Below are 26,669 nucleotides of genomic sequence, written 5' to 3'. Positions count from 1 at the left end.
TATGAACAACAATCAAATCCGCTTGTTTGTCAAAATTGCTGAGAGCGGCAGCTTCACCAAAGCCGGCCAGGAATTGAATATGACCCAGCCCGCAGTCAGTCGGGCTATTCTCTCCCTCGAATCCGAGCTTGAGGTGAAGCTGCTGCTGCGTGATCGTCGCAATGGCCTGATACTGACTGATATCGGCAAGCGCATCCTTATTGTTTTTCGGGAAATTCTCATGGGCTTCGATAAGGTTCATCAGGAGATCTGCGCGGAGAAAGGCCTTGAGCAGGGGCTGATCCGGATTGGTGCGTTTCCAGCAGCATCCGCTCATTTTTTCCCGAAAATTATCAGCGCGATTGCCGGGAGATATCCGCATATTGAGATCCAATTGCATGAAGGCTCCATCTCCGAGGTCAAGGAATGGCTGGAATCCCGCATGATTGATATTGGCTTAATCATTCCCCCGCATGGGGAATTCGAAACTGTTCCCTTATATAAAGAGAAGCTTTATGCGGTAATAAGAGACGATCACCCCTTGCAGCACCACTCTGTCGTCTGTGTACAGGATTTGGCGAATGAACCGATGCTGCTCTGCAGGGCAGGCTATGAAACGCCAGTTGTGGATTTATTCAACCGAGCCGGCAGCATTCTGAGTGTGAAATATGTGGTTAATAATTACGCTACAGCGCTTAATATGATCCAGGAGGGCTTGGCTGTTGGTGTGATGTCTGAGCTGTCATTGTTATCCTTGCCCCCTAATGTAGTGGTCCGGGAGCTGGAGCCTGAAGCCTATAGAGATATCCATCTCGCGGTAAATTCACTGGCCGAGTCGTCGATTGCTGTTAAGTTGTTCATAGAGACCGCATTGCAGCTGTTCACCAATAAGTAGAACCCTATTTTAAAAAAAGGAGTGGACACTATGAAATTTCATCGGCTTGGAAATAGTGGACTGCAGGTCTCTGCTTTAGGTCTGGGTACGAATGCTTTTGGCAAACGAGCGGATCAGGAGACTTCAATCGGAATTATTCATGCGGCGCTGGAGCACGGAATTAACTTCATCGATACCGCCAATATTTATGCAGGTACCGAATCGGAGCGGATTATAGGTCTGGCCCTTATGGGCAAACGGCAACATACGGTTCTGACCACCAAAGCAGGCTTGGTACGTAGTGTTGGTCCTAACGGAAGTGGCGCCTCCCGCCATCATCTACTGCATGAACTGGAGGACAGTCTTCGTCGTCTGAAGACGGACTATGTCGATCTATACCAGATCCATACCTTTGATCCCAATACCCCGCTGGAAGAAACACTGCGCGCGCTCGACGATATGGTTTCTGCGGGGAAAGTACGCTATATCGGTGCCTCCAATTACGCCGCATGGGAGTTGATGAAGGCACTCGGAATTTCGGAAGCACGGAATTTCGCCAGATTCATTTCCATTCAGTGCAGCTACTCCCTTGCTGATCGTACACCAGAGAATGAGCTGATCCCACTATGCTTTGATCAAGGAGTAGGTATGATCCCTTACTTCCCGCTGGCTGGCGGGATTCTTACAGGGAAATATTCGATTAACGGTACAGCACCTGCCGGGTCCAGAGCCGATACCGACCCTAATTTCAACAGATTCCTGAGTGCTGACCGAATAGAGCTTGGAGACAGAGTTAGCGGAATGGCCCAGATACTGGGTACCTCCTCTACAGCATTATCTTTAGCCTGGCTAATGAATCAGCCCGCTGTTTCCACTGTTATTGTTGGCGCTACACGCGTAGAACAGCTAAAGGAGAATTTGCAGAGCAGCTCGCTTACTCTAAGTACTGAAACCATGAACAAGCTGGATGAAGCCAGCCAACCTTTCCGTCACGGCGAACCGTTCGCAGTCTACCGCCTTCCTAAGGAATAAGCTATATAAGTTTAACTTAAGATTTTCCAGAATCGGCTTTAATCGTAACTGCGGTGAATGTTTGGATTTCCGGCCGCTGTTGTCTCCCGATTCCTTGATTTATTCCGCTTTAGCGGATGAAATCCGGAGACTGCCTATGCTTTCAAAGCGAGCTTTCCTTCGGAAAGCTTTCAGGCGATCGCTATCGCTCCTATAGTTCCAAAAATCGGCCTGTGATCTGCAGCTCCAATAGGGAGCGTACAGAAATACAGGCCGATTTCGTTATAGTTATACGGTTAGACCACAGCCATAAACTGCTTCATATCCTCTTCTACGCTACCAATGCCGCTAATTCCAAAGTTATCGACCAGCACTTTAGCCACGTTAGGAGATAAGAAGGCTGGCAGAGTTGGGCCAAGATGAATGTTCTTCACACCCAGATGCAGCAGCGCCAGCAATACAATAACTGCTTTCTGCTCATACCAGGCAATGTTGTAGGAAATCGGCAGTTCGTTAATATCCTCCAGGCCGAAAACCTCCTTCAGCTTCATCGCAATGACGACTAGGGAGTAGGAATCGTTACATTGGCCAGCATCCAGCACACGCGGAATGCCACCGATACTCCCAAGCTCCAGCTTATTATATTTATACTTCGCACAGCCTGCTGTAAGAATCACTGTATCTTCCGGCAGTTCAGAAGCAAAGTCTGTGTAGTAATCCCGGCTCTTCATCCGGCCGTCACACCCTGCCATCACAAAGAACTGTTTGATAGCTCCGGTCTTCACGGCTTCCACGACCTGATCTGCCAAACCTATGACAGCTGCATGGGCAAATCCACCGATAATTTCGCCGGTCTCGATTTCGGTTGGTGCGAGGCAACCTTTAGCTTGCTCTATAATAGCAGAGAAATCTTTCACGCCATCGGCACCTGCTGGAATATGCTTCACGCCGGGGAACCCGGTATGACCTGTTGTATACAGGCGGTCTATATAGCTATCCTTCGGCGGAACGATACAATTCGTAGTCATCAGAATCGGTCCATTAAAGCTTGCGAATTCTTCCGTCTGCTTCCACCAGGCATTGCCGTAGTTCCCTACGAGATGATCGTATTTCTTGAAAGCCGGATAATAATGTCCAGGCAGCATCTCGCTGTGTGTATATACATCGACTCCAGTGCCTTCCGTCTGCTTCAGCAGCTCTTCCATATCCAATAAATCATGCCCGCTGATCAGAATACCCGGACGACTACCTACCCCGATGTTGACCTTTGTAATTTCCGGATTTCCGTAAGTGGTTGTATTGGCCCGGTCCAACAGCGCCATCACATCAACACCAAATTTACCACATTCCATAACAAGATCGATCAGCTCGGCCACACCCAAATCGTTATCCAAAGTGGCAGCTAATCCTTTTTCCATAAACACATGTACGCCGTCTTCGCGATAGCCTAGTACTGCCGCATGCTCCATATAAGCTGCCATACCCTTCAGCCCATAGGTCAACAGCTCGCGTAAGGAACGGATATCCTCATCGCCTGTGGACAGAACACCTATGTTTGCCGCTTTAGCTTCCAGCTCCGCATCGGTTCCTGGAGTCCATAATGCAGCATCGTGAGTCCCCAAAGCAATCGTTGCTTCCGTGCCGTCCAATCTGGACTTCCACTGGTTTCGTAGAGCAATACCCTCTCTTACTCTTACAATAAAGCCTTCACGGTCAAAGTTAGCATTGGTTATCGTGGCGAACATACTCTCAGCGATGAATCTTTCCGTTGCCAAATCTGTTATGCCGAGCTCTCTTCCTTGCATTGCATAAATGGAGATCCCCTTCAGCGTATACAGCAGCAGGTCTTGCAGATTAGCAACCTCACTGGTCTTGCCGCAGACTCCTTGAATGGTACAGCCTGTTCCTTTAGCTGCTTCCTGACATTGAAAACAAAACATGCTGCTCATTGTACGTTCGCTCCTCTGTTAACCTAATGTTTACATCTGTTATCCATTGTAGTAGACTGGCGTCAAACAATCGGTAACAGTTGTTACCAAAGAGGATAAACTCGGAGGATATATATGAGCCCTAACCCCACCACATTGCAGGCCTGTCTTCTATTCCGCGGAAAGTCGGTCGAAGAGATTCAAGCTCTGCTGCAAAGCATGAGTTACAATATTAAATCCTACAATAAGAAGGAGCTGATCCTCTCTGAAGGTGAAACAGCCGATAGGCTGGGTATCGTGCTATCCGGTCGAGTAGAAGTCCAGAAAATCTATCCTAACGGCAATAGTGTAACGATTGCCCGCTTGGGTGAGGGCCAGACTTTTGGCGAGGCTGTATTGTTTCGCAAAGAGAACCTTTTTCCGGCTACAGTAACTGCAGCGGAACCGTGCCACGTCATGTTCATCAGCAAGCAAGAGTTGCTGCGACTGTTCACGGCCGATACAGATATGCTGTCTCACTATATAGAGAACCTGTCGGAGCGCCTGGTGATGGTCAATCGAAAAATAGAAATTCTCTCCGCTGGGACCCTACGGCGGCGGATTGTCTTTTATCTGCTAGAGCAAGCGAAATCCCAAGCCTCTGACTCGATCAGGCTTCCTTTCGGCCGAAAGGAATGGGCGGAGCAGCTGAACACGGCACGCCCCTCTCTTTCCCGTGAAATCGGGCATCTGCGCGATAGCGCCTGGATTGATTTTCGCGGTCGTATCATTACTCTGTTGGACCGGAAGCAGATGCAGAACTGGTTGGAGAACAATGAATAAGGAACGCTATTAATCAGAGTATTAACGATCACCCGAACCACTGGCACTATATCTATTCACAGAGGATAGACAGGTGGAGCAGGAGGTGCTTGGCCGGGTTTCTTTCGGAGGAGGGTGTATCAACGATACGATCTCGCATGTTTCAAACACTTATATGCCCTTTGGCGGCGTTGGCCATTCGGGCATCGGCGGATACCATGGGCAACATAGCTTTGCTGTATTTCCCCCTTGCAAAAGCATCGTGGAGAGAAGCACTAGAATAGACTTCGGCATCGTTTACCCACCCTGCGGCAACAAAGTAAAGTTGGTGCGGAGACTGTTGAAATAAGGATATTTCAACAAAAATAAACGGGTGTCCCCTAAGCCATAACTGAACTGGCTGTAGGAATACCCGTTTCTTTTGCCACGTTACCCCGATTGTCTTAGCTCACCTTTCTCCCATCAACCCATTCCATAACATCGTTCTGCGGGATAGGTCTGCTGATAAAGTAACCTTGAATCTTATCGCAGCTGGTTCGCTCGAGGAAGGCCAACTGTTCTGGCGTTTCCACCCCTTCTGCCGTAACCTTTAGACCCATATCATGTCCAATCGTTACGATTGATCGGGCCAAAGACATACTGTTCGGTGAGTCAATGCTGTCAATAAAGGATTTATCAATCTTCAGCGTGGTGATTGGCAACTGCTTCAAATAGCTAAGGGAGGAATATCCTGTTCCGAAATCGTCTAGCGCAATCCCGATCCCTTTTTTCTTCAGGAAATCCAACTTAGTGCTGATGATCTCAAACGATTCCATAAAGATCGACTCAGTAATTTCCAATTCGAGGTATCCAGGTGCTAATCCCGTTTCCTGCAGAACGGCCATTACCATATCCGTAAAGTTCTCCAGCATCAGCTGAATCACCGAGATATTGACCGAGATATGATAACCTTCATACCCTTTTCCATGCAAATCTTTAATGAACTGGCAGGCGGTCCGCAACACCCATTCTCCGATAGGTACGATCAAGCGGCTATCCTCCGCAATTTTGATAAAAGATAGTGGCGACACAAACCCAAGCACCGGACTATGCCAGCGTAACAAAGCTTCAAATCCCCAGAGTTCATCGGAACTGACATCAACTAACGGTTGATAATGCAAGGAAAGCTCATTATTCGAAATCACATTTCTTAAATTCTTCTCAATGATCATCCGGTCATCAAAATGCTGCTGCATTGCTTTTCCATAAAGAATGTAAGAGCCTTTTCCCGCCTCTTTTGCTTTGTACATAGCGATATCTGCATTCTTCAGCAGCTCTTCTGCGTTATCTCCATCCTCAGGATATTGGGAAATCCCAATACTCGTTGAGATATGAACAATACTCTCATGCAGCCGGAAGGGCTCCTTAAAGCCCTGAACCAGGGACTCCGCATAGGTAATGAGTTCGACCGAATTATTTAAATCTTTTAGTAAAATCACAAATTCATCACCGCCGAAACGGAAATGACTGCATCTTCCATCCGACAGCTCCAGCAGCCGCTCCCCAACCTTAACCAGCAGTTCGTCGCCAAAGCTGTGACCCATCGTATCATTTATATATTTGAAATCATCAATATCCAGAAAGAACAAAGCGCCGTGTCCACCGGAATGCTCCTGTACAAAATTCTTCAATACCTCGGTTAACGAAAGCCGGTTAGGCAGGCCACTTACCACGTCATTATACGCCAGCACCCGATATTTCTCTTCACTGTTCTGCAGTAGCTCCTGGTTCTCCACTACCTTGTTGTACTGCTCCACCAGTTCATCCTGCAGAGCCGTAAGCTCCTCGTAGGTCGATTCCAGTTCCTGATAGCTCATCTGCAGCTTGTTCTCAACACCCTTGCGATCGGTTACATCCGTCATGGAGCCGGCGAAGCGGATATAACCACCAGCTGCATTCCGCAGAATCTTGCCTCTAGCCTGGAACCACTTATATTCACCCGACTTGCTCCGCAGCCGATACTCGCTGTAATAATCAATAGAATGACCCTGCAAATGATCGCTTCTCATACGGGCGTCCTGATCGGCATCTTCAGGATGAATAATATCCTTCCAGCCCTTATGGCTTTCGTCAATCTCATCCCGTTCGTAGCCCAGCAGCTCGTACCAGCTATCCGAGAAATAGTAGATCATCGTCGACATATCCACATCCCAGATTACCGCATCAGCGCCAAACGCAGCCAAGCTGAAGCGTTCATTGCTTCTTTCCAGATTTTTGCGCATGCGCTTGACCAACTGTACATAGAATAGCAAAATGAGGATAAAGGCCAAAAGTACAGTAAAGGCGCCGATGATGCTAAGTACTAGTCCTTTATAGGTCGCATAAAAAGAAAAGGGCTTATTTATTACTTCGCTTCCCTCTGGCAGTTGTTGGAGTGAAATACCAAAACGCTGCAACTCACGATAATCGAATACCTTCCGCACTATATTGTCTGTAACTATAGGGATGTTGTTGGAACTTTCGCCCTGTAGGACACGCAGTGCCATGTTAGCAGCTGTCTGTCCTTGAATTCTTCCGCTGATCATGCTCCCGCCAAAGGCTCCATGGTTCAAGCCGAAATCATAAATGTGATAGACTGGGACGCTGCTGTTCTTGCCAAGCTCACTTGAGAAACGGTCGAATTCAGTAATTCTACCGGTAGAGTCACTATAATAAGTAGTCATGAGAATAATGCTGTCCGAAGTAAGTGTGGACGCTTTCTGCATAATTTGTTCATTGGAGAAACGATTCATGGGGAAGACCTGCAGCCCAAGATTCAGAGACAAGAGCTTATCTGTAACTATTTTACCCGTAGTTATTCCACTTTCTGAACTATCAAATACAACATAAACATTCTGGATGGAGGGATTGATCTCCCGCGCCATTCTTATGGTTTCAGTAGGATCAACTTCTTCAATGACCCCAGTAATATTACTTTGGTCTTTAATAGCGTCATAGCCAAGTTGATTAACACCACTAAATATAATAGGCGCATTGTCCAGAAGATCTTCACGGTATTTTATGGCGAAATTCAGAGCACTGTCGTCTGTGGTCATGATAACGTCAATATGTATAGCTGCATATTTGAATTTGATCATTTCGTAGAACTGCTCCAAGCTGGCTTCGCTCGGATACCGTTTCCAGTCCATATATTCAGTGTAAATAATCGGTATCTTGTTAGCGCTCTTAAGCTGCTCTTCTATCCCGTTACTCTGATCATCTGTCCAGGCAAAACCTTTGTGATACGAATTAAGAATCAACACATTCTGGGTGGAGGAAGAGTTCTCCTCTGCTCTAGCCGGCATTGGCTGATAGAGTGTCACACTGAGCAAAATTAGTAGTAGTATCAGCCAAACTTTTGTTATCCCCTGATGTGTTCTTTCTAAACCCATAAGCACACTCCCATTCATCTATGCTCAAAGTCATGCTTTTATCGTATAAAACGGGAAGTTTCGACATCCTATTCATTCGGTACCTCTTCATTTAATTATATGAAGAAATTTTATAGATTGAAAGCTTCACATCTCTAATAATGTGTTTATTTGAGGTATAGTTGCTTAAATAAATTATTTCTTAAAAGAGAGGTAGTGCTGTTTATGCCCCCTATCGACGATCTATACTTATTATTATCGGAATTACCCGCTTCCTTTTGTAGCTTGACTTATGCTGAGGTAAATCAACCACGTGCGGAAGGAAAATGGTCCAAACTGCAAATTCTTGGCCACCTGTGCGATTCTGCCATTAACAATTTATCCCGCTTCATAAAGATACAGTACGAGCCCCAACCTTTCCCCCTCACTCCATATGATCAGAATAAATGGATGGAAGCTCAGCAGTATGGCAATGCTTCTCCCGACGACATCTTAAATCTTTGGGTCAGTCTGAATCAAACGGTTCTGAGAGTGATTTCAAATCTGACACCCGCTCAGTTATCCCTGGTCTCTCAGTTCCCCCAAGGAGATATAGTCACGCTCGAATGGCTAATTGAAGATTATATTCAGCATATGAAGCACCATCTGGGACAGATATTCCCGCAGAATGCTTAGTATTTGACACATCATAAATACCCCGTCTCCTCTTCCCTTGTCGGATGAAGAGACGGGGTATTCGACTAGACTAGCAGCTTCTGCAGCTTGGCCACACTCAATTCAATCGTGGAGGCTAGCAGCAAGTCTGCAGCTCCCAACTGCTCAACGCTTCCAATACCGACTGCTTTCATTCCGGCGGCTTGGATCGCCATAACACCTGCCGCTGCGTCCTCAATTCCGATACAGTTACAAGGCGGAACATCCAGCATCTCTGCTGCCCTCAAGAAAATCTCCGGATCAGGCTTGCCCTTACGAATGTCCCCCGGGTCTGCTACCGCCTGAAACCAATGTCCGGCTTCCAGACGTTCCAGGATCAATGTTGCATTCTGACTGGCCGAAGCCAATCCGACAGCAATGCCCTGCTCCTGAAGGCTAGTTAGCAGTTCGCCGATACCTGGCAGCAGATCAGCCGGAGTGATGCGCTGGATCATCAGCTTATAGTTATCATTCTTCTGCTTCGCTAGCCGTTCCTTCTCTGCCTTGGTAAAGCTGAGACCGCTATTCTCCAGAATGATCTCCAGTGATTCCATTCGGCTAACGCCTTTGAGCCTTTCATTCTTGTCCCGATCGAAAGGCACGTCCAGCCCGTCAGCCAACGCTTTCCACGCCTGATAGTGATATTCCGCAGAATCAGTGATAACACCATCAAGATCAAAGATAACGGCTTCCAGCTGCTTGGTAATTGGATATCGTATCGGCTCCGCTTGCGATAGCACAATCGGATGTCCCTTATGGCTGATTTCCAATCCGTCACCCTCCAGCAGCGTATAGACTACTGCCTGCCGGTCCACAAAGATATCGAGCAGTTGACCGTGATTGGTAATCTTAAAACGGTAGCTATCCCATTGTAAAGGCAGCACTGGATTAAAGGACAATTGTCCATCATAAAGGCGCATGCCCCCAAAGCCATTCACGATGGACATCCATGAGCCTGACATCGCCGCCATGTGCAATCCGTCCTTGGCATTGTGGTTAATGTCATCCAGATCCATTCGTACCGTGCGATCGAAATAGGAGTAAGCTCCCTCCAAATCACCTATTTCCGCAGACATAATACTATGGATGCAAGGTGATAATGAAGAGTCATGTGTTGTAAGCGGCTCGTAATAATTATAATTACGGATCTTATCTGCTAAGCTGAATTGATCACCCAACAGAAACATCGCCATCACCAAATCCGCCTGCTTCAGTACCTGATGACGATAGATTACAAGAGGGTGGTAGTTCAACAGCAGCGGATATTTATCAGCTGGCGTGTTGTCGAAATCCCATTTTCTCTTGGTCAGAAAGGTATCGTCCTGTGCATAGATTCCCAACTGCTCATCAAAGGGAATAAACATCTTTGCGGCGGCTTCTAACCAGCCCTCTACTTCTTCCTCTGTGAGACCGAGTTCACGCTGCAGGCGTTCATAATCCTGCGGGTACTGATGTCGCAGTAATTTTGCCGTCTCATATGCGTAGTTGAACTGATCTTGTACCATTAGATTAGTATAGGCATTGTTGTTGACAATAGCCGTGTATTCATCAGGACCCGTTACGGCATCTATGCAAAAGGCTCCGTCTCTGGCCGGATTAAAATGGCCCAGATCAGCCCAGAAGCGGGAGGTTTCGAATAGCATCTCCGCACCTTTAGTCACGAGAAATTCATTATCACCCGTAGCAAGCACATACTGCTTAATTCCATACGCGATATCGGCATTGATATGCGCTTGCGCTGTGCCTGCCGGGAAATACGATGAGTTCTCTTCCCCGTCAATCGTACGCCAAGGATAGAGTGCGCCTTTCTGTGACATCACTACGGCCCGTTCCCTTGCCTTGCCAAGCGTAGCATAACGGAAGTCCAGCAGCGAACGGCTGATCTCTGGTTGGGTAGAGGTGAAGAAGGGCAGCATATACATTTCTGTATCCCAGAAATAATGTCCTTCGTAACCTTCACCAGTTAAACCTTTGGCTCCGATGTTCGTAACGCTGTCGCGTCCTACCGATTGCAGCAACTGGAAGGCGTTGAACCGAATCCCCTGCTGAAGTGCCGGGTCACCGTTAATCTCCACATCCGTATGGCTCCAGAAGGTATCCAGATAACCCTGCTGCTCTTTGGCAAGGGCTTCGAAACCGTTCTCCACTGCCAGACGCAGCACATTTGCACTCCGCTCCATCAGCTCCTCTTCGCCATAATCCTTGGATGTATGATAAGTAATGTATTTGGTTAGCGAGACGGTCTCACCACCTGTTACCGAAACAGCAAACTGCGCAGACAGCCGTTCTTCCTCCTGGTGCTTACTTATTTCATAACCGGAAGTAGAATGCAGCTGGTGATTCATCGCTGTTAGCAGTGCAAACTGGGTATGCCGTGTTCGCTGCTTCATCCATACTAATGAATTGCCATCCCCGAGTCCTGTAGCTTCAAGCAGCAGGCTGGGTTCAGAACTACCCGCTCCAAGACGGGGATCATCCGTAACCTCCGGTCTTTCAATATGACCGTCCATTGCCGAGGTAAACGTGATGGTTCCCGCAAAATTCAGCGCGGTTACCGCATAATGGATCGCAGCCAAATGTTTATGCTGCAGCGCCACCATGCGCCGAATCTGCAGCAACACGCGGTGACCCGCAGGCGATTCCCACTCGATCACCCGGTGTAGAATACCGCTCTTCATATCCAGCGTTCGCTCAAACCGATGTACCCACCCGCTGTTCAGATGAAAAGGCTGGCCCTCAATGCTCAGCTCGATAATCTGCGCATTAGTAACATTAAGCATCGCTTGGTTACGGGAGGGATACCCATAGGCTCCTTCCGGGTATACAATCGGTTCAGAATCGAAAAACCCATTCAAATAATTCCCTGTAACAGATGACCCTGCCTGACCGTGATAACCTTCTTCAAAATTACCGCGCAGGCCGATATATCCATTGCCGAGAGCGAACACGCTCTCGCTTCGTTGATTGTTCTTATCATCATAGGCATCTTCACCGAGGCTCCACTCCCGGTAAGGGTATAATGCTGCCGGATGGTCGTATGGTTTCATCTTCATCTCTATAACGCTCCTCCTGATAGCGGACATCTTTTATACATAATCAGTTGAAATCAGCCTTTGATCGATCCGCCCATAAGGCCTCTGACGAAATACTTTTGCAGCAGGAAGAAAATAGCCAACGGCATTAACATGGAAATAAATGCAGCCGAAGTGAGCAAATGCCAGTCATTGCCGCGTGAACCGACGAGATCGGCGATTTTCATCGACATGACCTGCACGGACGGTTGATTGCCGATGAAAATGAGCGACACCAGATAATCATTCCATACCCAGAGAAACTGGAAGATCCCGATGGAAGCTAGTGCAGGCACAGACAACGGAAGAATCAGCTTGCTAAAGATGGTGAAATGACTGGCACCGTCCATAAATGCCGATTCGAACAGATCCTTCGGCAATTGGCTAATAAAGTTATACATAAAGTACGTAACGAGCGGCAAACCAAAGGCGGTATGCGCTAACCAGATCCCTAAATAACTTCCGTTGAGTCCTAGCGCGGTATAATCCTTAAGCACCGGAATAAGGGCAACTTGAATCGGGATTACCAGCATAGCGATAATGATGACGAATAAGGTTTTGCGGCCTGGAAAACGCAGCCAAGCAAATGCGTATGCGGCAAAAGAGGCGATCAGCACCGGTATAACCGTTGCTGGAACGGCAATCGTGAGTGTGTTCCAGAAGGCTTGCGACAACCCTGTGCCCTTCTGTATAGTTTCACTGCCGTCAGCTTCCTTGAGTTTGTATTCCTTGCCCGTCAGCACATTATTGTAATTGTCCAGCGTAAGATCGGGCTTCACCTTCCAGCCCTCCACTTGGGAGTTAACCGTTCGTGCTCTGCGGTTCTCCCAGATTAGACGGCTACCGTCTGCCTTAACGCCGGCCTTAAGCTGATCGTCTGTATAAGTCTTGCCCTTAACTTCAATCGGCCCCCGCAAATCCACATCCTTGGACAGCTGGATCGTATCCCCGGCCTTCCATTCCTGATGAGGGAATACTTTCCACCAACCCGTTTGCAGAATATCAGCCGCTGGACGGAAGGAAGAGATAAACAGCCCAAGTGTCGGAAGCAGCCAGATCACACAGATGATTCCAAGTACGATATTAACAACCGTCTTACTGCCCTTTTTCTTCTTTTTGCCGACCATTAGAATCCCCCCTGCTTGCGGAACTGACGCAGATTAATAATAATTACCGGCAAGACTGCGATCAGCAGAACGATAGCCAGCGTCGAACCATAACCGAAATTACGGTACATAAAGAATTGCCGGTAGAACTGGGTCGCTACCACTTCTGTATCGTATTGACCACCCGTCATCACTATGACGACGTCAAATATTTTCAACGTAAAGACGATAATCGTCGTTGTGACCGTCAGAATTGTAGCTGAGATATATGGAATCATAATCTTGAAAAATATGGATACTTCTTTAGCGCCATCTACCCGGGCGGCTTCCATAATATCTTCGGGAACTCCTTTAATTGCTGCTGAGAAGATAACCATTGCGAAACCCGTCTGCATCCAGATCAGAATAATGATGAGGAAGAAGTTATTCCAAGGCTGAATCATACTTGTCCAGGCCTGTGGTTCACCACCGAAATAAGTAACGATTGCATTAAGCAGTCCGATTTGTTCATCACCTGGTTGATAGTAGTAAATGAATTTCCAGATTACACCCGCAGCTACAAAGGAGATCGCCATGGGCATGAAAATAATGGACTTGGCCAGTTTCTCATAACTGCTGCGGTCGGCAAGAATGGCAATTAATAACCCAAAGGCTACACAGAAAAACGTTCCTACGAATACCCAGAGCAGGTTGTTACGCAGTGACGTCGCCATCAGATGATCAGTGAAGATAGCCGCATAGTTGCTGAGGCCTACAAATTTCTCTGAAGAGGCATCGAAAAAACTCAAATACAGGGTGCGCAGCGCCGGCAGCACCAGCAACCAGCCCAATATTATTACCGCCGGCCCTATAAAGACATAAGGAAGAACCCTTTTGCGGATATAATCAGGGTACTGCTCTACCGCCCAGGTAAGGGTATAGTAAATCAGATATACTCCCAGAACGCCCCAAAGAACAGCAAGCACCGCTGTCAGTAGCGGATTTATGGTCGAATCACGAAAAAACATAAAGATCAGGCCATTAACAACGATATTGGCTAACAATATTCCAATAGATATCAGCACCGCCCTAATGCTGACTCTTTGCTTTGCTTGTGCCATATTAGCTTCCTCCTCTAAGTTTTGCTTCTCAAAACTTTCCTCGTAAGCATCTACTTAAGTTTTGCAGAGCAAAACTCTCTTCGAAATAAGCATTGAAGATAATCTTTAAAAAACAAAAAGAGGGGCGGATTACCATCGCTGCTCGCTGCCCCTCTTTTTGAATAAAGTGTTCTAACTTCTACTTCTACCGCTTAGTTTTTCCAGCCTGATTGAATTTGTTCAAGTGCCTGATCCAACGTAGCTGTACCACTTACATAGTCGGTCATACCTTTCCAGAACGTACCTGCGCCTACTTTACCTGGCATCAAGTCAGATCCGTCGAAACGAAGGGTAGAGGCATCTTGTACCAGCTTCGCCATCCGACGGTCAGATTCAGAGCTGTACCAGTCTAGGGATGCATCGTTCATTGGCGCGATTACACCACCGGATTGTACCCAAGTCTTGATGGATTCACCCGTTGTGAAGTATTCCATGACCGCACGAACTTCAGGACGATCATTGAACATAGCGTAAATATCCCCTGCTACAAGCACTGGCTTGCCATATTGTGCATCAATGGGTGGAAGGTAGAACCAATCATAATCTTCATCAACCTTCGCCGTTTCTGGGAAGAAACTTGTAATGAAGTTACCCATCAAGTTGAACCAAGCTTTAGGTGGATTCTCGAACATCGGTTTCGGAGCATCCCCAAATGCTGTAGTTACGATTGATTTAGTACCGCCATATACATAATCCTTGTTGAGCCAAATTTTGGACATGATTTCAACCGCGTTTTTCACTTCAGGAGAGGTAAATGACAATTCGCCTTTAACCCATTTGTCATAATTCTCTGGTGTAGTTGTACGCAGCATAATGTTTTCTACCCAATCCGTTGCTGCCCAGCCTGTTGCCGCGCCGCTTTCAATACCAATCGTCCAGGCAGGATCACCGTCTTTGGCAATTTGTTCAGTCAAAGCCATCATTTCATCCCAAGTTTCAGGAACCTTGTAGCCTGCTGCTTCAAATTGTTTCTTCGGATACCATACTAAGCTCTTCACATTACTGCGGTTCCAGATACCGGCCATAATCTTGCCGTCTTTGCCATCCATTGTCGACATATCAAGCCAACTCTTATTGTAATTAGCCTTTAGTTTTGCTTGATCCAATACGCTAGTCAGATCCACAACCTTGCCAGTCTTAGCAATAGAGGCTAACAGTCCCGGTTGTGGGAAATCCGCGATATCAGGCGCATTGCCACCATCAACCCGAATGTTGATTGTAGCTTCGAACTCTTTGGAGCCTTCATACTGAATATCAATTCCTGTTTTTGCTTCAAAGTCTTTGATGCTGCTCTCAAATTTCACTTGGTCGGCATCTACGAATGGTCCGAACATGGTTACCTTTGTTCCTTTATAGTCACCTTTCATCGCTAGTTCCAGTGGAGTACCCGCAGTATCAGTCGATGCTTGGTTGTTATCAGCTGTTTGTGTATTAGTTGCTGCTGGTGGATCAGTCGCTGCAGCAGTATTATTATTATTACCCCCGCCGCATGCACTCAGCATTACTGAGAAGGATAAACCTAGCGCCAAAGCCAATGACATTGTACGTCTTGAAGCTTTTTTCATCTTTTCATACATCCCCTTATCATTTGTAATAGAGAATTACATCTTCTTCTGAGCATCAAGGCTTAATCTCCGGTTGGCTAGTGATCACCCCCTTGCAAAGCTTTTCACAAAAAGATCAATCAAACTATTAATCATTAGTCAGTCCGACAAAATAATACAATAATAACGCTTACATTTCCATCATATCATATAAATTTCATGTTTCAACTACAATATTATGATTGTTACGAATAAATTTTATTGATTTTATCCTTCTAGAAATATTAGTATGCACCAAAAAAACTATTATTCAAGAATTATTGAAAAGCTTTTCAGATTAGAGTGAGAAAAATGAGTTGATCTCATTTTTCCCGTGTTGACTCTCTTACAATCAGCTTATGTTCCAAATTTTCCTGCTGTATTCCAACTTTGCCTGTAGTTAGCAGCTCGTGCAGCTTCTCTGCAGCGCGGTAGCCTAATTCGTACATCGGCTGTGCGATGGTCGTTAACTTTGGAATGAACATGCTCGACATCCGCAGATTATCAAAGCCGATAACTGACACCTGCCCTGGAACAAGAACGTTACGATCTTTCAAATAAGAAATCGTACCCATCGCAAACTCATCAGCCACACAGAAAACAGCAGTCAATTCAGGATACGCAGTGAACAACTCATGAGCAGCTTGATAGGCATGTTCAAAACGGTGATTGGCATATCTGATCTTCTCAATATTATGCTGAAGACCGTATTCAGTTAAGGCTCTTCTAAATCCGTCATAACGGGGTGGACCTGAAACAGAGTTATCATGATTGAAGCCAATCATGCCAATCTCCTTGTGCCCCAGTTCAATCAGAAACCGAACAGCGTCATACGCAGCCATCTCATCATCAATCTCTACAGAAGGAATGTCGAACTCATCCGAATGCGAGGATACTAGCACAAAAGGAATCCGGCAGCCAACTAGCTTATCATGGTACTCCGGATAAAGGACATCACTAGCGAACACAATTCCATCCACCTGCTTCTCATGGAAGGTATCGATGTACGACAGCAGCCGTTCCTTGTCACGGTCTGTATTACATATCATTAGACTATAGCCCAGCTTGATACATGCATCCTGCATTCCCCGGATCAGACCCGCGAAATAGAGGTTCTCGATATCCGGTATAAGTAAGCCTAGTGTAAAAGACTTCTTATAAATCAGACCGCGCGCGAACGCATTCGGTTGATATTGCAGTTGCTCGATCGCTTCCATTACACGACTTCTCTTGCTCTCCACTACTGTATTCGGTGCGTTCATTACACGAGAAACGGTGCTGATAGATACCTCTGCCATTTTGGCGACATCTCTTATTGTTGGCTTCATAATGTTAACTTCCTTTTTAGAAAACCTTTTCAAAATAATTATAGCAAGGCCTTTAGAAAATGACAAGAGTATATATAAACCGCTTACAATTTTATTTTTATGGATCGATGATGTTCAAAAACCTTTCCTTTTTGAACATAAATCCAACTTTTACTGATCATTTGAAAAGCTTATCAATCCACATTCAAAGTACTATCAGCTTACTTAAAGTGTGTAAATAATTAAATAACATGGTATAATTACTGGGTAGATCTATATTTGTCTGCAAATACTAATTAAAGATGCGGACGCATCATTAATGGAGGGATTACATTGAAACAATTACGGGACATTCCTATCTCCGTGCTGGACCTGGCTCCAATTGTGGAAGGTGGAACAGCAGCGGACTCTTTTCATAACTCTTTAGACTTGGCCCGACATGCCGAAGGGTGGGGCTATCACCGTTATTGGCTGGCGGAGCATCATAATATGACTGGAATAGCCAGCTCAGCCACTTCACTTGTTATCGGGCATATAGCTGCCGGTACAAGCAGCATACGCGTCGGCTCCGGTGGCATCATGTTATCCAACCATGCGCCGCTTGTCATAGCTGAACAGTTCGGCACACTCGAATCCCTATATCCAGGCCGCATCGACCTTGGCTTGGGCAGAGCGCCGGGTTCTGATCAGCCGGCATCACGAGCACTCCGTCGTGGCCTTGGACACGACGGTGGTGAATTCTCCGAGCAGCTCAGTGAACTTAGAGCTTATTTCGACCCTGAAGGTGCCGGTTCACGCCCTCCAGGTGTACGAGCGGTTCCTGGGGAAGGGTTGAATGTGCCGATCTGGCTGCTCGGCTCCAGCGGCTTCAGTGCCCGTCTGGCTGGTCAACTGGGCTTGCCGTTTGCTTTTGCCAGCCACTTTGCGCCTGAGTACCTGCTTCCAGCGCTAGATTTATACCGCAATAGCTTCCAGCCGTCAGCAGCTCTTGCTAAACCGCATGTCATGGTCGGACTGGGAATTACAGCAGCAGAGACTACGGAGGAGGCTCGCAAATTAGCTACCTCCCAGCAGCAGCAATTCCTTAATATTATCCGTGGCCGTACTGGTAAGCTGCAGCCTCCGGTAGATAGCATGGATGGGCTATGGACTATGCAGGAGAAAGCGATCATGCTGGAGAAGCAGCAGTACTCCATTTCCGGCGATAAGGCTGCTGTTAAAGAGAGACTCCAACAGATCCAAGAGGAAACGGATGCCGATGAATGGATTATAGCTTCTCAGATTTATGACCATTCTGCCCGTTTGCGCTCTTATGAGCTGGTAGCAGAGGCTATTAAAGAAAGCTAGGATTTTTGAGTTTATTTTCCAACTAAAGGTTCAGGCAAGACGATATATGGAACGCGAAGGTTTGCCTTCGCTTCCGGAATCTGTCTTGCCTTTTTTTCTGAAATCCCACTTCCAGAATGTGTTCTTTATAAACCGCATACATAATATAAAAATGTAAAAATAAAGATTAATTCGGAGCATTCTTCAGTAAACATTATATTTTGCCCGTAGGATCGTTGAATTTGCTTATTTTTTTGCATATATGCTATTTTTCTTTATATTACATTTTGATTATACTGGAGGTATTCGTTATAACGAACAATCTTCACCTTTGTCTATCTTACTCGCCTTCTGTTCCGCCGCGAATAATAATACTTGGTATTTATAGTAGTTCCGGTAGGAACCACCTTTCGACAAAGTGTGCAGAAACGTCTGTATTAAACAGAGTATTTTGCCAGAAGCCCGCAGGATTTGGGGCCGCAGCAGAAAGGAGCGGGGAGTGAAGAAGAAATATCGCTCGGCGATAATATTCGCTTATGTCCTGATCGTTCTGGCAGGCCTCATTTGGCACGCTAGCGGGGTAAGTGCAGAGGATACCATTAAACTTACCGTGAATTCGCATACGACAAGTACGGCAACCATGAATAATATGGAACCGGGTGACGAGACGCAATCAGAATACACGGTCATCAATGCAGGCAATAAGGTCTTTAATTATTACGTGGACTTCAAATTGTTGTCTGGTGATGTGGAAATGTACGATATTCTGCAGATGACGCTTGAAAAAGAGGGAGTAATCATCTATTCAGGAGTTATGAGCAAGGCTGCCGGTAGAGTAGCCATTGGTTCTTTGGCCGGAGGAGCACAGAACGTAATCGAAATGAATGTGATCTTCCCGTCGGAGGCAGGCAACGAGTATCAGGGGAAGACTGCAACCGTAGCGTTTGATTTCTCAGCCTCTGGAGAACCAGGCCCGTCAACCGAACCTAGTGCTGTACCAACTGCAACTGCATCACCTGTTCCTTCAACAGCGCCTAGTACCGGACCTACAGCAACCGTTTCTCCGGGGAGTTCGGCCAGTCCACAAGTTACGCCGGTAATCAGCACCCCAACACCAGCACCAACTCCCTCTCCTTCGGCTTCCCCGATAATAGGTGAAATCGTCGCCACCGACGCACCAATCCCACTGGGAGGCAGCGATAATAATGGAGGGAATACACCTACGGCTACACCAGTCGCAGGCAGCACCACTACCGACACTATAACAACACCATCACCTGATCATGAAATCGCAGTGCCCGATGATGAACTTCCGCTCGGTGCCTCTGATGCAGGAGATAAACTACCAAACACCGCTGAGCCTTGGTATAACCTGATTCTCATCAGCTTGCCAATAGCTATTATTAGTGTAATGATTCTGCGCAGGCTGAGAACCAAAAGATAAAAAACATGTAGCTCAAAGTCTGGAGGAGAGAGTATGAAGAAGCGTTCCGGTCTCTTAATTGCCGTGAAGCTCATCTTCATACTCTCTTTGTTTGTGTTGTTATATTCAGTGGTTCAGGTGATCAAAGCACCTATAGAAGCACATAATGCCTTGAATGAATGGTCGAAAAAGAGGGAGGAAGCTTCTGCACATACCTTGTCGCGCGAAGAAACACCTCTTCCCGAAGGGATGGTCAGTCCTATCCAACAAAACTCAAGCTCCACACCAAGCTATACCGAAGGAGAAATTATAGGAGAGATCTCGTTTCCCTCTATCCATAAGAAGGTTGCAATTGTGGAAGGTACTGCAAGTCGACAACTAAAAAAAGGAGCCGGGCACTACAAAGGCAGTGCAGCTTTAGGGGGTATTGGCAACAGCGTGCTGGCTGGTCACCGCGATACTGTATTCCGCGGCTTGGGAGAGTTGAAGAAAAATGATCTGATCGAGGTAGAATCCATAGACGGAAAATTTGTATACAAGGTCACAGGCAGCAACATCGTAGATGGGCATGAACGGGGTGCAATCAAGCAAAGTGCTGAACCGATTCTTACCCTCATTACTTGTTACCCCTTCTCTTATGTGGGCTCAGCCCCGGATCGATATTTGCTTACAGCTAAACTGGTTGGAAGGGATGAGACCTTGCCTGGATCGTGATACTATAGACATACGAAGATGAAGAGGAGATGACAAGATTGAAGCAAGAAGTTATGGCACGTTTTATTTCCTATGCTCAAATGGATACACAATCGAATGAGGATAATGAAGTCTGCCCCTCCACTCCAGGACAGCTGGTGCTTGCGCATAAACTGGTTGAGGAACTTAAACAAATCGGTCTGGTAGAAGTACAAGTGGACGAGCATGGTTATGTCATGGCCACTCTTCCGGCTAACAGTGAGAAAGAAGTACCGACCCTCGGATTCCTGGCGCATCTGGATACGGCAACTGATTTTACCGGTAAGGATGTAAAACCGCAAATCATCGAGAACTATGACGGTGCCGATATTGTTTTGAACAAAGATTTGAATGTAATAATGTCCACAGAGAGCTTTCCGGAGCTATCGGAGTATAAAGGGCATACACTGATTACCACGGATGGTACTACCCTGCTTGGAGCAGACAACAAGGCCGGAATTGCTGAGATTATAACAGCCATGGTCTATCTTCTAGAGCATCCGGAAATTAAGCATGGCAAGATTAGAGTCGCCTTTACTCCTGATGAGGAGATTGGACGCGGACCGCATAAATTTGATGTGGCTACCTTTGGCGCAACCTATGCCTACACTGTGGATGGCGGACCGCTCGGAGAGCTTGAGTATGAAAGCTTCAATGCTGCTGCAGCCAAAATTACTTTCCACGGGGTTAACGTACATCCCGGTACAGCAAAAGGAAAAATGATCCATTCCGCGAAGATTGCCATGGCTTTCCACCTTAGGCTGCCAGCTGGCGAAGCGCCGGAGTTCACAGAAGGTTATGAAGGCTTCTACCATCTGATTTCCATGCAGGGCACTGCTGAACACAGCAAGCTGCATTATATTATCCGCGATTTTGACCGCCAGCAATTCGAGACACGCAAAGGCCACATCGCAGCTATCGTTGATGAATTTAAGACAACCTACGGCGACAATAATATCGTGCTTGAAATGAATGACCAATATTACAATATGCGCGAGAAAATAGAACCGGTGCGCCATATCGTCGATATTGCCCATGAAGCGATGGAGAACCTCGGAATAGCGCCGATTATCCGCCCAATTCGCGGAGGAACAGACGGCTCACAGCTGTCCTATATGGGACTGCCGACGCCTAATATTTTTACCGGTGGTGAGAACTTCCACGGCAAGTTCGAATATGTCTCCGCAGATAATATGGTTAAAGCCGTCAACGTTATCGTTGAAATTGCCAAGCTGTTTGAACAGAAAGCCTAATACCGCTATTTCCCTTTAAGAGTGCAGACCAAATAACCCTTGAATACCTAGTACAGCGGTATTCAGGGGTTATTCTGGCTTGCAATTGGAGTCTAAACTCCTATTATAGTACTTATCTTAGGCCTTGATCGGCAGCCAGCCTGGTGTATGAGTTAAAGCACCCCACAGCGGATCAGGTATCACCAGCGTTGATTGAGCGGAGAGGTCCAATGCAGTCTGAATTTCGGCTTGCCGTCCTTCAGTAACCTTTTGAACCCAATCTGGATCAATCAAGAGTGGTCTACCAAGTGCAACAAGTGCGATCCCCGTCTGCATAGCCTTAAGTGCATCATCAGCACTGTAGAGCGATCCCACTCCGATGACCGGCAACTGGCCTGCGACACGATCAACAATCTGTTCAATGCGCGGTCGGCTATCTTCAGTTCCACGACGGGGCAGAGACCAGAAATCCTGCAGTGAAACATGCAGATAATCAAGTCCATAACCGCTCAACGCATCAATCAACGCAAAGGTTTCGGCCATCGTGATCCCTGGGGTTTCCGGCTCTTCCGGCGAGAAGCGGTAGCCCAAGAGAAATGGCACCTTGGCATGCTCCTTCACCACTCGTTTCACTTCATCTACAACTGCAAGCGGGAAAGTCAGACGTTTCTCCAGACTTCCACCCCAACGATCCTCACGGGTGTTGGAATGCGGAGAAAAGAATTGCTGCAGCAAATAACCGTTCGCTCCGTGAATTTCCACACCATCAAAGCCAGCTGTGATAGCCCGGCGTGTAGCCTCACCGAAATCAGAGATGATGCTTAAGATTTCAGCTTCACTTAGGGCACGGGGAACCGGTCCGTTCCCACCACTTGGCAATTCTGCCGGAACGTTGCTTGCACTAACTGTCTGTCCATCAGGCAGCAGCTCCGGTGGACATTGACGGCCGCCATGGAAGATTTGCAGGATCGCCTTGGCTCCCTCACCCTTAATTGCAGCAGCTAATTTACGAAGACTCGGAAGCATTTCATCCTTGTCCGCACCGAATTCACCTGGGAAACCTTTACCGCCAGCGGATACATATACACAAGCTGTGACAACCAAGCCCGCGCCCTTAGAGCGGCGAATATAGTAGGCAACCTCATCATCGGATACTGATCCGTCAGGAAGAGAAGAGAAATTCGTCATGGGCGCCATGACCACGCGGTTCTTCAATGTAAATCCGTTCTTAAATTGGAACGACTCCAAGAGTGGGGTATAATCTGTTTTCGACATCTGAATAAATCCCTCCATTTTCGAATGAATAAGCTTTTATATAAATGCACTCAGCACTTATTAGTGGGTGGTGCATCCTTCCAAATCACATTCTCACCATAGCTTTTACCCCAATCATACATCATGCGCAAAACCGGTAGCAAACTGTCACCATACTCTGTCAAGGAATATTCCACTTTTGGCGGAACCTCCGCATATACTTTCCTTAGCACAAGCTGATCCTCTTCCAACTCACGCAGCTGATTCGTTAACATCTTTTGCGTAATATGTGGAATCAGCCGCTTGAGTTCACTAAACCGTTTGGTTCCTTCAAGGCCGAGATGCCACAAAATAATCAGCTTCCATTTCCCACCGATTACGGCAAGCGTCAATTCCTTCTCACAATTGATTTCCTTCAGATTGATACGGTCTTTAATCTCAGTAGCCATATTATAGTGACCTCCTCTCACACTTCATCATACTACAAAAGACGAATAACCACTCCATGAGGAAGGTTATCCGTCTTTTGCATTATTCCAGATTGGCATGTTTACCGAACATTCGCTGGGTAGTCTGGCCGGTCTTCTCCATCATCCGTAGGATAACTGCATCATAGAATACCAGCAATGTCTGTTCAAATAAAGAGGCCATGGGCTGAATAGTGATATAACTGCCACCAGTCTGATCCTTGGGCGCACCCGGCAGCTTCACGATATAATCTGCCAACTGCCCGATTGTTGATTCCGGCGTAAGTGTGACCGCAACAACCGCTGCACCCAGCGATTTGGCTTTTCCCGCCATAGTGACCAATCCCTGTGTTTCACCAGAGCCTGTACCGAGCACCAACACATCTTCCGCAGCAATGCCCGGTGTTACGGTTTCACCAACGACATAGGCGTCTTTGCCAGCCTGCATGAGCCGCATGGCGAAGGCCCGCCCCATCAATCCAGACCGGCCTGCACCAGCCACGAACACCTTGTCCGAATGCAGAAGTAACTCAGCCATTTGCTCTGTATCTGCTTCACCAAGCTGAGATACTGAACTCTGCAATTCATTTATTATCTCCTGTGCGTATTCTATCGTATTCATACTAGCTTTAAGCCTGGCTAACGAGACGTTTCATTTCGGCTGCCGCCGCTTTGATATCACCTTCGCCAGTGATGCCGCCACCAACGATCACAAGATCGGGATTTGCTGCGATAACTTCCGGCAACGTACTCAGCTTAATACCGCCGGCAATCGCCGTTTTAGCATTCTTGACAACACTCTTGATCGCTTGCAAATCAGCGAAGGAGTTTTTGCCTTCAGCCTGATGGTCATACCCAGAATGGACACAGATATAATCTACGCCAAGTGCGTCCACTTCAGCTGCTCTAGTCTTAATATCCTTCACGCTGATCAGGTCAACCAGAATCAATTTATTCGTCTTTTTAGCTTCCAGAACAGCGCCTCTAATGGTCGAATCCGCGGAAACGCCTAATACAGTAACAATGTCTGCGCCCGCTTCAACAGCCTTCATCACTTCATATCCACCTGCATCCATTATTTTCAGGTCAGCCAAAACGGTCAGCGCTGGAAAAGCATCCTTGATTGCTCTCACTGCGTGCAACCCTTCGTTTATCACGATCGGTGTTCCTATTTCAACAACATCTATATATTCGGCTACTTGAGCTACAATTTCTTTGGCTCCGGCAATATCCACTAGATCGAGTGCTAACTGCAATTTCATATTAAGTATAATCTCCTCGTTTAATGTATTTTAGTAAGTGTTATACTTATTGTAGGTTTATACAGTCGATAAAGGAAGTAGGCACTTTATTGTGAGGTAGTTACCTGTAGGATACTACTGTGCTGCCAAAGGCTTCACCATAGGGAATAGGAAACTATAATATTTTTTTGTATTATTTCGCTTAATTTGCTGATTTATTATAGAAGCTGTGCTACATTACAATTTGTTTAGTAAAGAAATCAAAGTATACAAGATGAAACGGCTTCGCCGTCCTTTATATGGAGAGCACCCGTTTCTGCGAGAAATATAAGGATAAGTTATCGTGTGAAGCATATAAATTTATATATTTTAAAATAAGAAGGTGTACGATGGAGGAAAACAAACTTCAGGAGTTTAATCTATTAAAACTGACCTGGCCGATTTTTCTGGAGCTGTTCCTGTTTATGCTCATGGGCAGCGTAGATACATTTATGATCAGTTCCGTGTCTGACGATGCCGTAGCTGGTGTAGGTGCGGCGAATCAGATTATTGTCATAGCCATTCTGATACTCAGTGTAATCGGAAACGGAGCAGCCATTGTTGTCTCCCAATATCTCGGCTCGAAAAAACCACAGGAAGCTGCACAGGTGACCGGCAATGCCATTACCTTAAATCTGTTGGTTGGTATTATTCTAAGTACATTTTTATTGTCATTCGGGGGCAATCTGCTGACCGCCATGAATGTAAAAGGTGATATTCTCGTCCATGCCAAAGCGTACATAAATATCGTCGGGGGTGGTATTTTTCTTCAGGCCTTGATTAATGCCTTGGCTACCACCATCCGTACTCATGGCTTCACTAAACAGACTATGGTAGTTTCCCTGCTGATGAACGTCATTCATGTGGTCGGGAATTACACCTTAATCTTTGGCCATTTCGGCTTTCCAGCACTCGGTGTGCAAGGTGCGGCCATCTCTACGATTACCAGCCGCTTCATCTGCTTGATCTTATTTTTCCTGCTGCTCTACAGAATTCTGGAGGTGCGGGTGAAGTGGAGCTATTACATTCATCTTACCCGAAAATATGTACTGCAAATTCTCAAGATTGGCATCCCATCCGCTTTTGAATCGATAACCTACCAGTCCTGCCAGCTAGTATTTACGCTATATATTACGTATTTAGGCGCTGAAGCGATGGCTACACGCCAATATGCGCTCAACATCTCCAGTTATATCTTTCTGTTCAGTGTAGCCGTTTCGATGGGAACCTCCATTATCGTCGGTCATCTGGTTGGAGCAAGGCGGCCACAGGAAGCTTATACACGTGTGTTCTCCAGTGTGAAGTGGGCGTTACTGGTCACGGTGATCATGGATGCAATAGTAATCTTCTTCCGGGTACCGTTGTTCGGCCTCTTCACTGATAACGATAGTATTATCAAGTTGGGCTCTCAGGTCATTCTGCTCAGCTTTTTCCTCGAAACCGGCCGGACCTGCAATCTGGTCATCATCAACTCTTTGCGCGCTTCCGGAGATGCCAAGTTCCCTGTCTATATGGGTCTGATCTCCATGGTCTGCATGAGCTTGCCACTTGGCTATGTACTGGTATTCCAGCTTCACCTTGGCCTTGCCGGAGTATGGATCGCCACTGCGTTTGATGAATGGGTAAGAGCTGTCATTATGTTCTTCCGCTGGAAGAGCCGAGCTTGGGAGAAACACGGGCTTATTCAACACGAGACTGTAGAGCCAGGTGGTCCTCCAGCTGCAACTGTAAATTAGCCTATAATGTGCGACCAAAAACAGCCCGACGCCATCACGGCGCCGGGCTGTTTGCTATGTTATCTTTATCCTTTAACCGATCCGGCTGCTATTCCTTCTACAATCCGGTTACTCAGGAGCAGAAACACGATGAGAATTGGCAAGATGCAAGTGCATCGCTAAATACCCGATAAGACTAATCCCTGAGAATACGGCAAGCAGCAAGGAATGGTACGCGCTCTGCCAGAATGAAGTACAACAAGGATGGAAGCACATATAAGGCAATTACCAGCTTGTTAGACGTTACTTTATCCATAATCTCGTCTACTCCCTACCCTTCCCTTTATAGAGGAAGCGGA

At 46.7% G+C, this 26,669-nt stretch carries 21 protein-coding genes and 1 pseudogene; 10 read left to right on the top strand and 12 right to left on the bottom strand.

Annotated features, from left to right (window positions below; translation table 11 throughout):
- The first annotated feature begins 1 nt into the window (after nt 1).
- Nucleotides 2-874 carry a LysR family transcriptional regulator gene (locus H1230_RS02660; protein WP_239714108.1) on the top strand — a complete coding sequence of 291 codons (873 nt, stop codon included), beginning with the start codon at nt 2-4 and terminating at the stop codon, nt 872-874.
- Between the two features lie 30 nt (nt 875-904).
- Nucleotides 905-1,885: an aldo/keto reductase gene (locus H1230_RS02655; protein WP_239714107.1), complete on the top strand. Its 981-nt coding sequence runs from the start codon at nt 905-907 to the stop codon at nt 1,883-1,885.
- 275 nt (nt 1,886-2,160) lie between these two features.
- Here the strand turns inward: H1230_RS02655 and hcp are convergent, their stop codons facing one another.
- Nucleotides 2,161-3,813, bottom strand: coding sequence for a hydroxylamine reductase (hcp, locus tag H1230_RS02650; protein ID WP_239714106.1), 1,653 nt, complete (start codon nt 3,811-3,813; stop codon nt 2,161-2,163).
- A gap of 114 nt (nt 3,814-3,927) precedes the next feature.
- Between hcp and H1230_RS02645 the strand changes: the two genes are divergently transcribed.
- Nucleotides 3,928-4,614: a Crp/Fnr family transcriptional regulator gene (locus tag H1230_RS02645; RefSeq protein ID WP_239714105.1), complete on the top strand. Its 687-nt coding sequence runs from the start codon at nt 3,928-3,930 to the stop codon at nt 4,612-4,614.
- A gap of 40 nt (nt 4,615-4,654) precedes the next feature.
- A complete protein-coding gene (locus H1230_RS02640; protein WP_275591236.1) occupies nt 4,655-4,942 on the top strand; it encodes an aldehyde dehydrogenase family protein in 288 nt (95 codons plus the stop codon).
- A gap of 94 nt (nt 4,943-5,036) precedes the next feature.
- Here H1230_RS02640 and H1230_RS02635 read toward each other — a convergent pair whose 3' ends face one another.
- Nucleotides 5,037-8,003: an ABC transporter substrate binding protein gene (locus H1230_RS02635; RefSeq protein ID WP_239714103.1), complete on the bottom strand. Its 2,967-nt coding sequence runs from the start codon at nt 8,001-8,003 to the stop codon at nt 5,037-5,039.
- 204 nt (nt 8,004-8,207) lie between these two features.
- On the opposite strand from H1230_RS02635, the gene H1230_RS02630 reads away from it, so the two are divergent.
- Nucleotides 8,208-8,657, top strand: coding sequence for a DinB family protein (locus H1230_RS02630; protein WP_239714102.1), 450 nt, complete (start codon nt 8,208-8,210; stop codon nt 8,655-8,657).
- A 65-nt stretch (nt 8,658-8,722) separates the two neighbouring features.
- Here the strand turns inward: H1230_RS02630 and pgmB are convergent, their stop codons facing one another.
- The 5 genes from pgmB to H1230_RS02605 form a co-directional block, all read right to left on the bottom strand.
- Nucleotides 8,723-11,728 carry a beta-phosphoglucomutase gene (gene pgmB / locus H1230_RS02625; protein WP_239714101.1) on the bottom strand — a complete coding sequence of 1,002 codons (3,006 nt, stop codon included), beginning with the start codon at nt 11,726-11,728 and terminating at the stop codon, nt 8,723-8,725.
- A gap of 53 nt (nt 11,729-11,781) precedes the next feature.
- A complete protein-coding gene (locus H1230_RS02620; RefSeq protein WP_239714100.1) occupies nt 11,782-12,873 on the bottom strand; it encodes a carbohydrate ABC transporter permease in 1,092 nt (363 codons plus the stop codon).
- Nucleotides 12,873-13,952, bottom strand: coding sequence for a carbohydrate ABC transporter permease (locus tag H1230_RS02615; RefSeq protein WP_239714099.1), 1,080 nt, complete (start codon nt 13,950-13,952; stop codon nt 12,873-12,875). Before H1230_RS02615 ends, H1230_RS02620 begins: the two co-directional genes overlap by 1 nt.
- 191 nt (nt 13,953-14,143) lie before the next feature.
- Nucleotides 14,144-15,556, bottom strand: coding sequence for an ABC transporter substrate-binding protein (locus tag H1230_RS02610; RefSeq protein ID WP_239714098.1), 1,413 nt, complete (start codon nt 15,554-15,556; stop codon nt 14,144-14,146).
- 341 nt (nt 15,557-15,897) lie between these two features.
- Nucleotides 15,898-16,902: a LacI family DNA-binding transcriptional regulator gene (locus H1230_RS02605; protein WP_239714097.1), complete on the bottom strand. Its 1,005-nt coding sequence runs from the start codon at nt 16,900-16,902 to the stop codon at nt 15,898-15,900.
- Nucleotides 16,903-17,214: 312 nt separating this feature from the next.
- Between H1230_RS02605 and H1230_RS02600 the strand changes: the two genes are divergently transcribed.
- The 4 genes from H1230_RS02600 (at nt 17,215) to pepT (ending at nt 21,615) form a co-directional block, all read left to right on the top strand.
- Nucleotides 17,215-18,228, top strand: a complete 1,014-nt coding sequence (locus H1230_RS02600) for an LLM class flavin-dependent oxidoreductase (RefSeq protein WP_239714096.1) — start codon at nt 17,215-17,217, stop codon at nt 18,226-18,228.
- 478 nt (nt 18,229-18,706) lie between these two features.
- Nucleotides 18,707-19,651 carry a hypothetical protein gene (locus tag H1230_RS02595; RefSeq protein ID WP_239714095.1) on the top strand — a complete coding sequence of 315 codons (945 nt, stop codon included), beginning with the start codon at nt 18,707-18,709 and terminating at the stop codon, nt 19,649-19,651.
- 33 nt (nt 19,652-19,684) lie between these two features.
- A complete protein-coding gene (locus tag H1230_RS02590) occupies nt 19,685-20,344 on the top strand; it encodes a sortase (RefSeq protein ID WP_239714094.1) in 660 nt (219 codons plus the stop codon).
- Nucleotides 20,345-20,382: 38 nt separating this feature from the next.
- Entirely contained in the window at nt 20,383-21,615 is a 1,233-nt protein-coding gene (pepT, locus tag H1230_RS02585; RefSeq protein ID WP_239714093.1) for a peptidase T, read from the top strand.
- A gap of 117 nt (nt 21,616-21,732) precedes the next feature.
- On the opposite strand, the gene H1230_RS02580 is transcribed toward pepT, so the two are convergent.
- The 4 genes from H1230_RS02580 to hxlA form a co-directional block, all read right to left on the bottom strand.
- On the bottom strand, nt 21,733-22,869 hold the full coding sequence (locus H1230_RS02580) for an NADH-dependent flavin oxidoreductase (RefSeq protein WP_239714092.1): 1,137 nt from the start codon (nt 22,867-22,869) through the stop codon (nt 21,733-21,735).
- A 50-nt stretch (nt 22,870-22,919) separates the two neighbouring features.
- Complete coding sequence (locus tag H1230_RS02575) at nt 22,920-23,297, bottom strand: winged helix-turn-helix transcriptional regulator (protein WP_239714091.1); 378 nt, start codon at nt 23,295-23,297, stop codon at nt 22,920-22,922.
- Nucleotides 23,298-23,379: 82 nt separating this feature from the next.
- On the bottom strand, nt 23,380-23,937 hold the full coding sequence (gene hxlB, locus H1230_RS02570) for a 6-phospho-3-hexuloisomerase (RefSeq protein ID WP_239714090.1): 558 nt from the start codon (nt 23,935-23,937) through the stop codon (nt 23,380-23,382).
- A 7-nt stretch (nt 23,938-23,944) separates the two neighbouring features.
- Nucleotides 23,945-24,577, bottom strand: a complete 633-nt coding sequence (gene hxlA, locus H1230_RS02565; protein ID WP_239714089.1) for a 3-hexulose-6-phosphate synthase — start codon at nt 24,575-24,577, stop codon at nt 23,945-23,947.
- A 368-nt stretch (nt 24,578-24,945) separates the two neighbouring features.
- On the opposite strand from hxlA, the gene H1230_RS02560 reads away from it, so the two are divergent.
- Complete coding sequence (locus H1230_RS02560; protein WP_239714088.1) at nt 24,946-26,331, top strand: MATE family efflux transporter; 1,386 nt, start codon at nt 24,946-24,948, stop codon at nt 26,329-26,331.
- A 138-nt stretch (nt 26,332-26,469) separates the two neighbouring features.
- On the opposite strand, the pseudogene H1230_RS02555 reads toward H1230_RS02560, so the two are convergent.
- Nucleotides 26,470-26,626, bottom strand: a pseudogene (locus H1230_RS02555) (carbohydrate ABC transporter permease); the annotation flags it as partial.
- Between the last annotated feature and the right edge of the window lie 43 nt (nt 26,627-26,669).

Source organism: Paenibacillus sp. 19GGS1-52, assembly GCF_022369515.1.
In the GTDB taxonomy this organism is placed as follows: Bacteria; Bacillota; Bacilli; order Paenibacillales; family Paenibacillaceae; genus Paenibacillus_AQ.
Note: the sequence above shows the minus strand (reverse complement) of the source record. Positions and strands in the feature narration are given on the sequence as shown.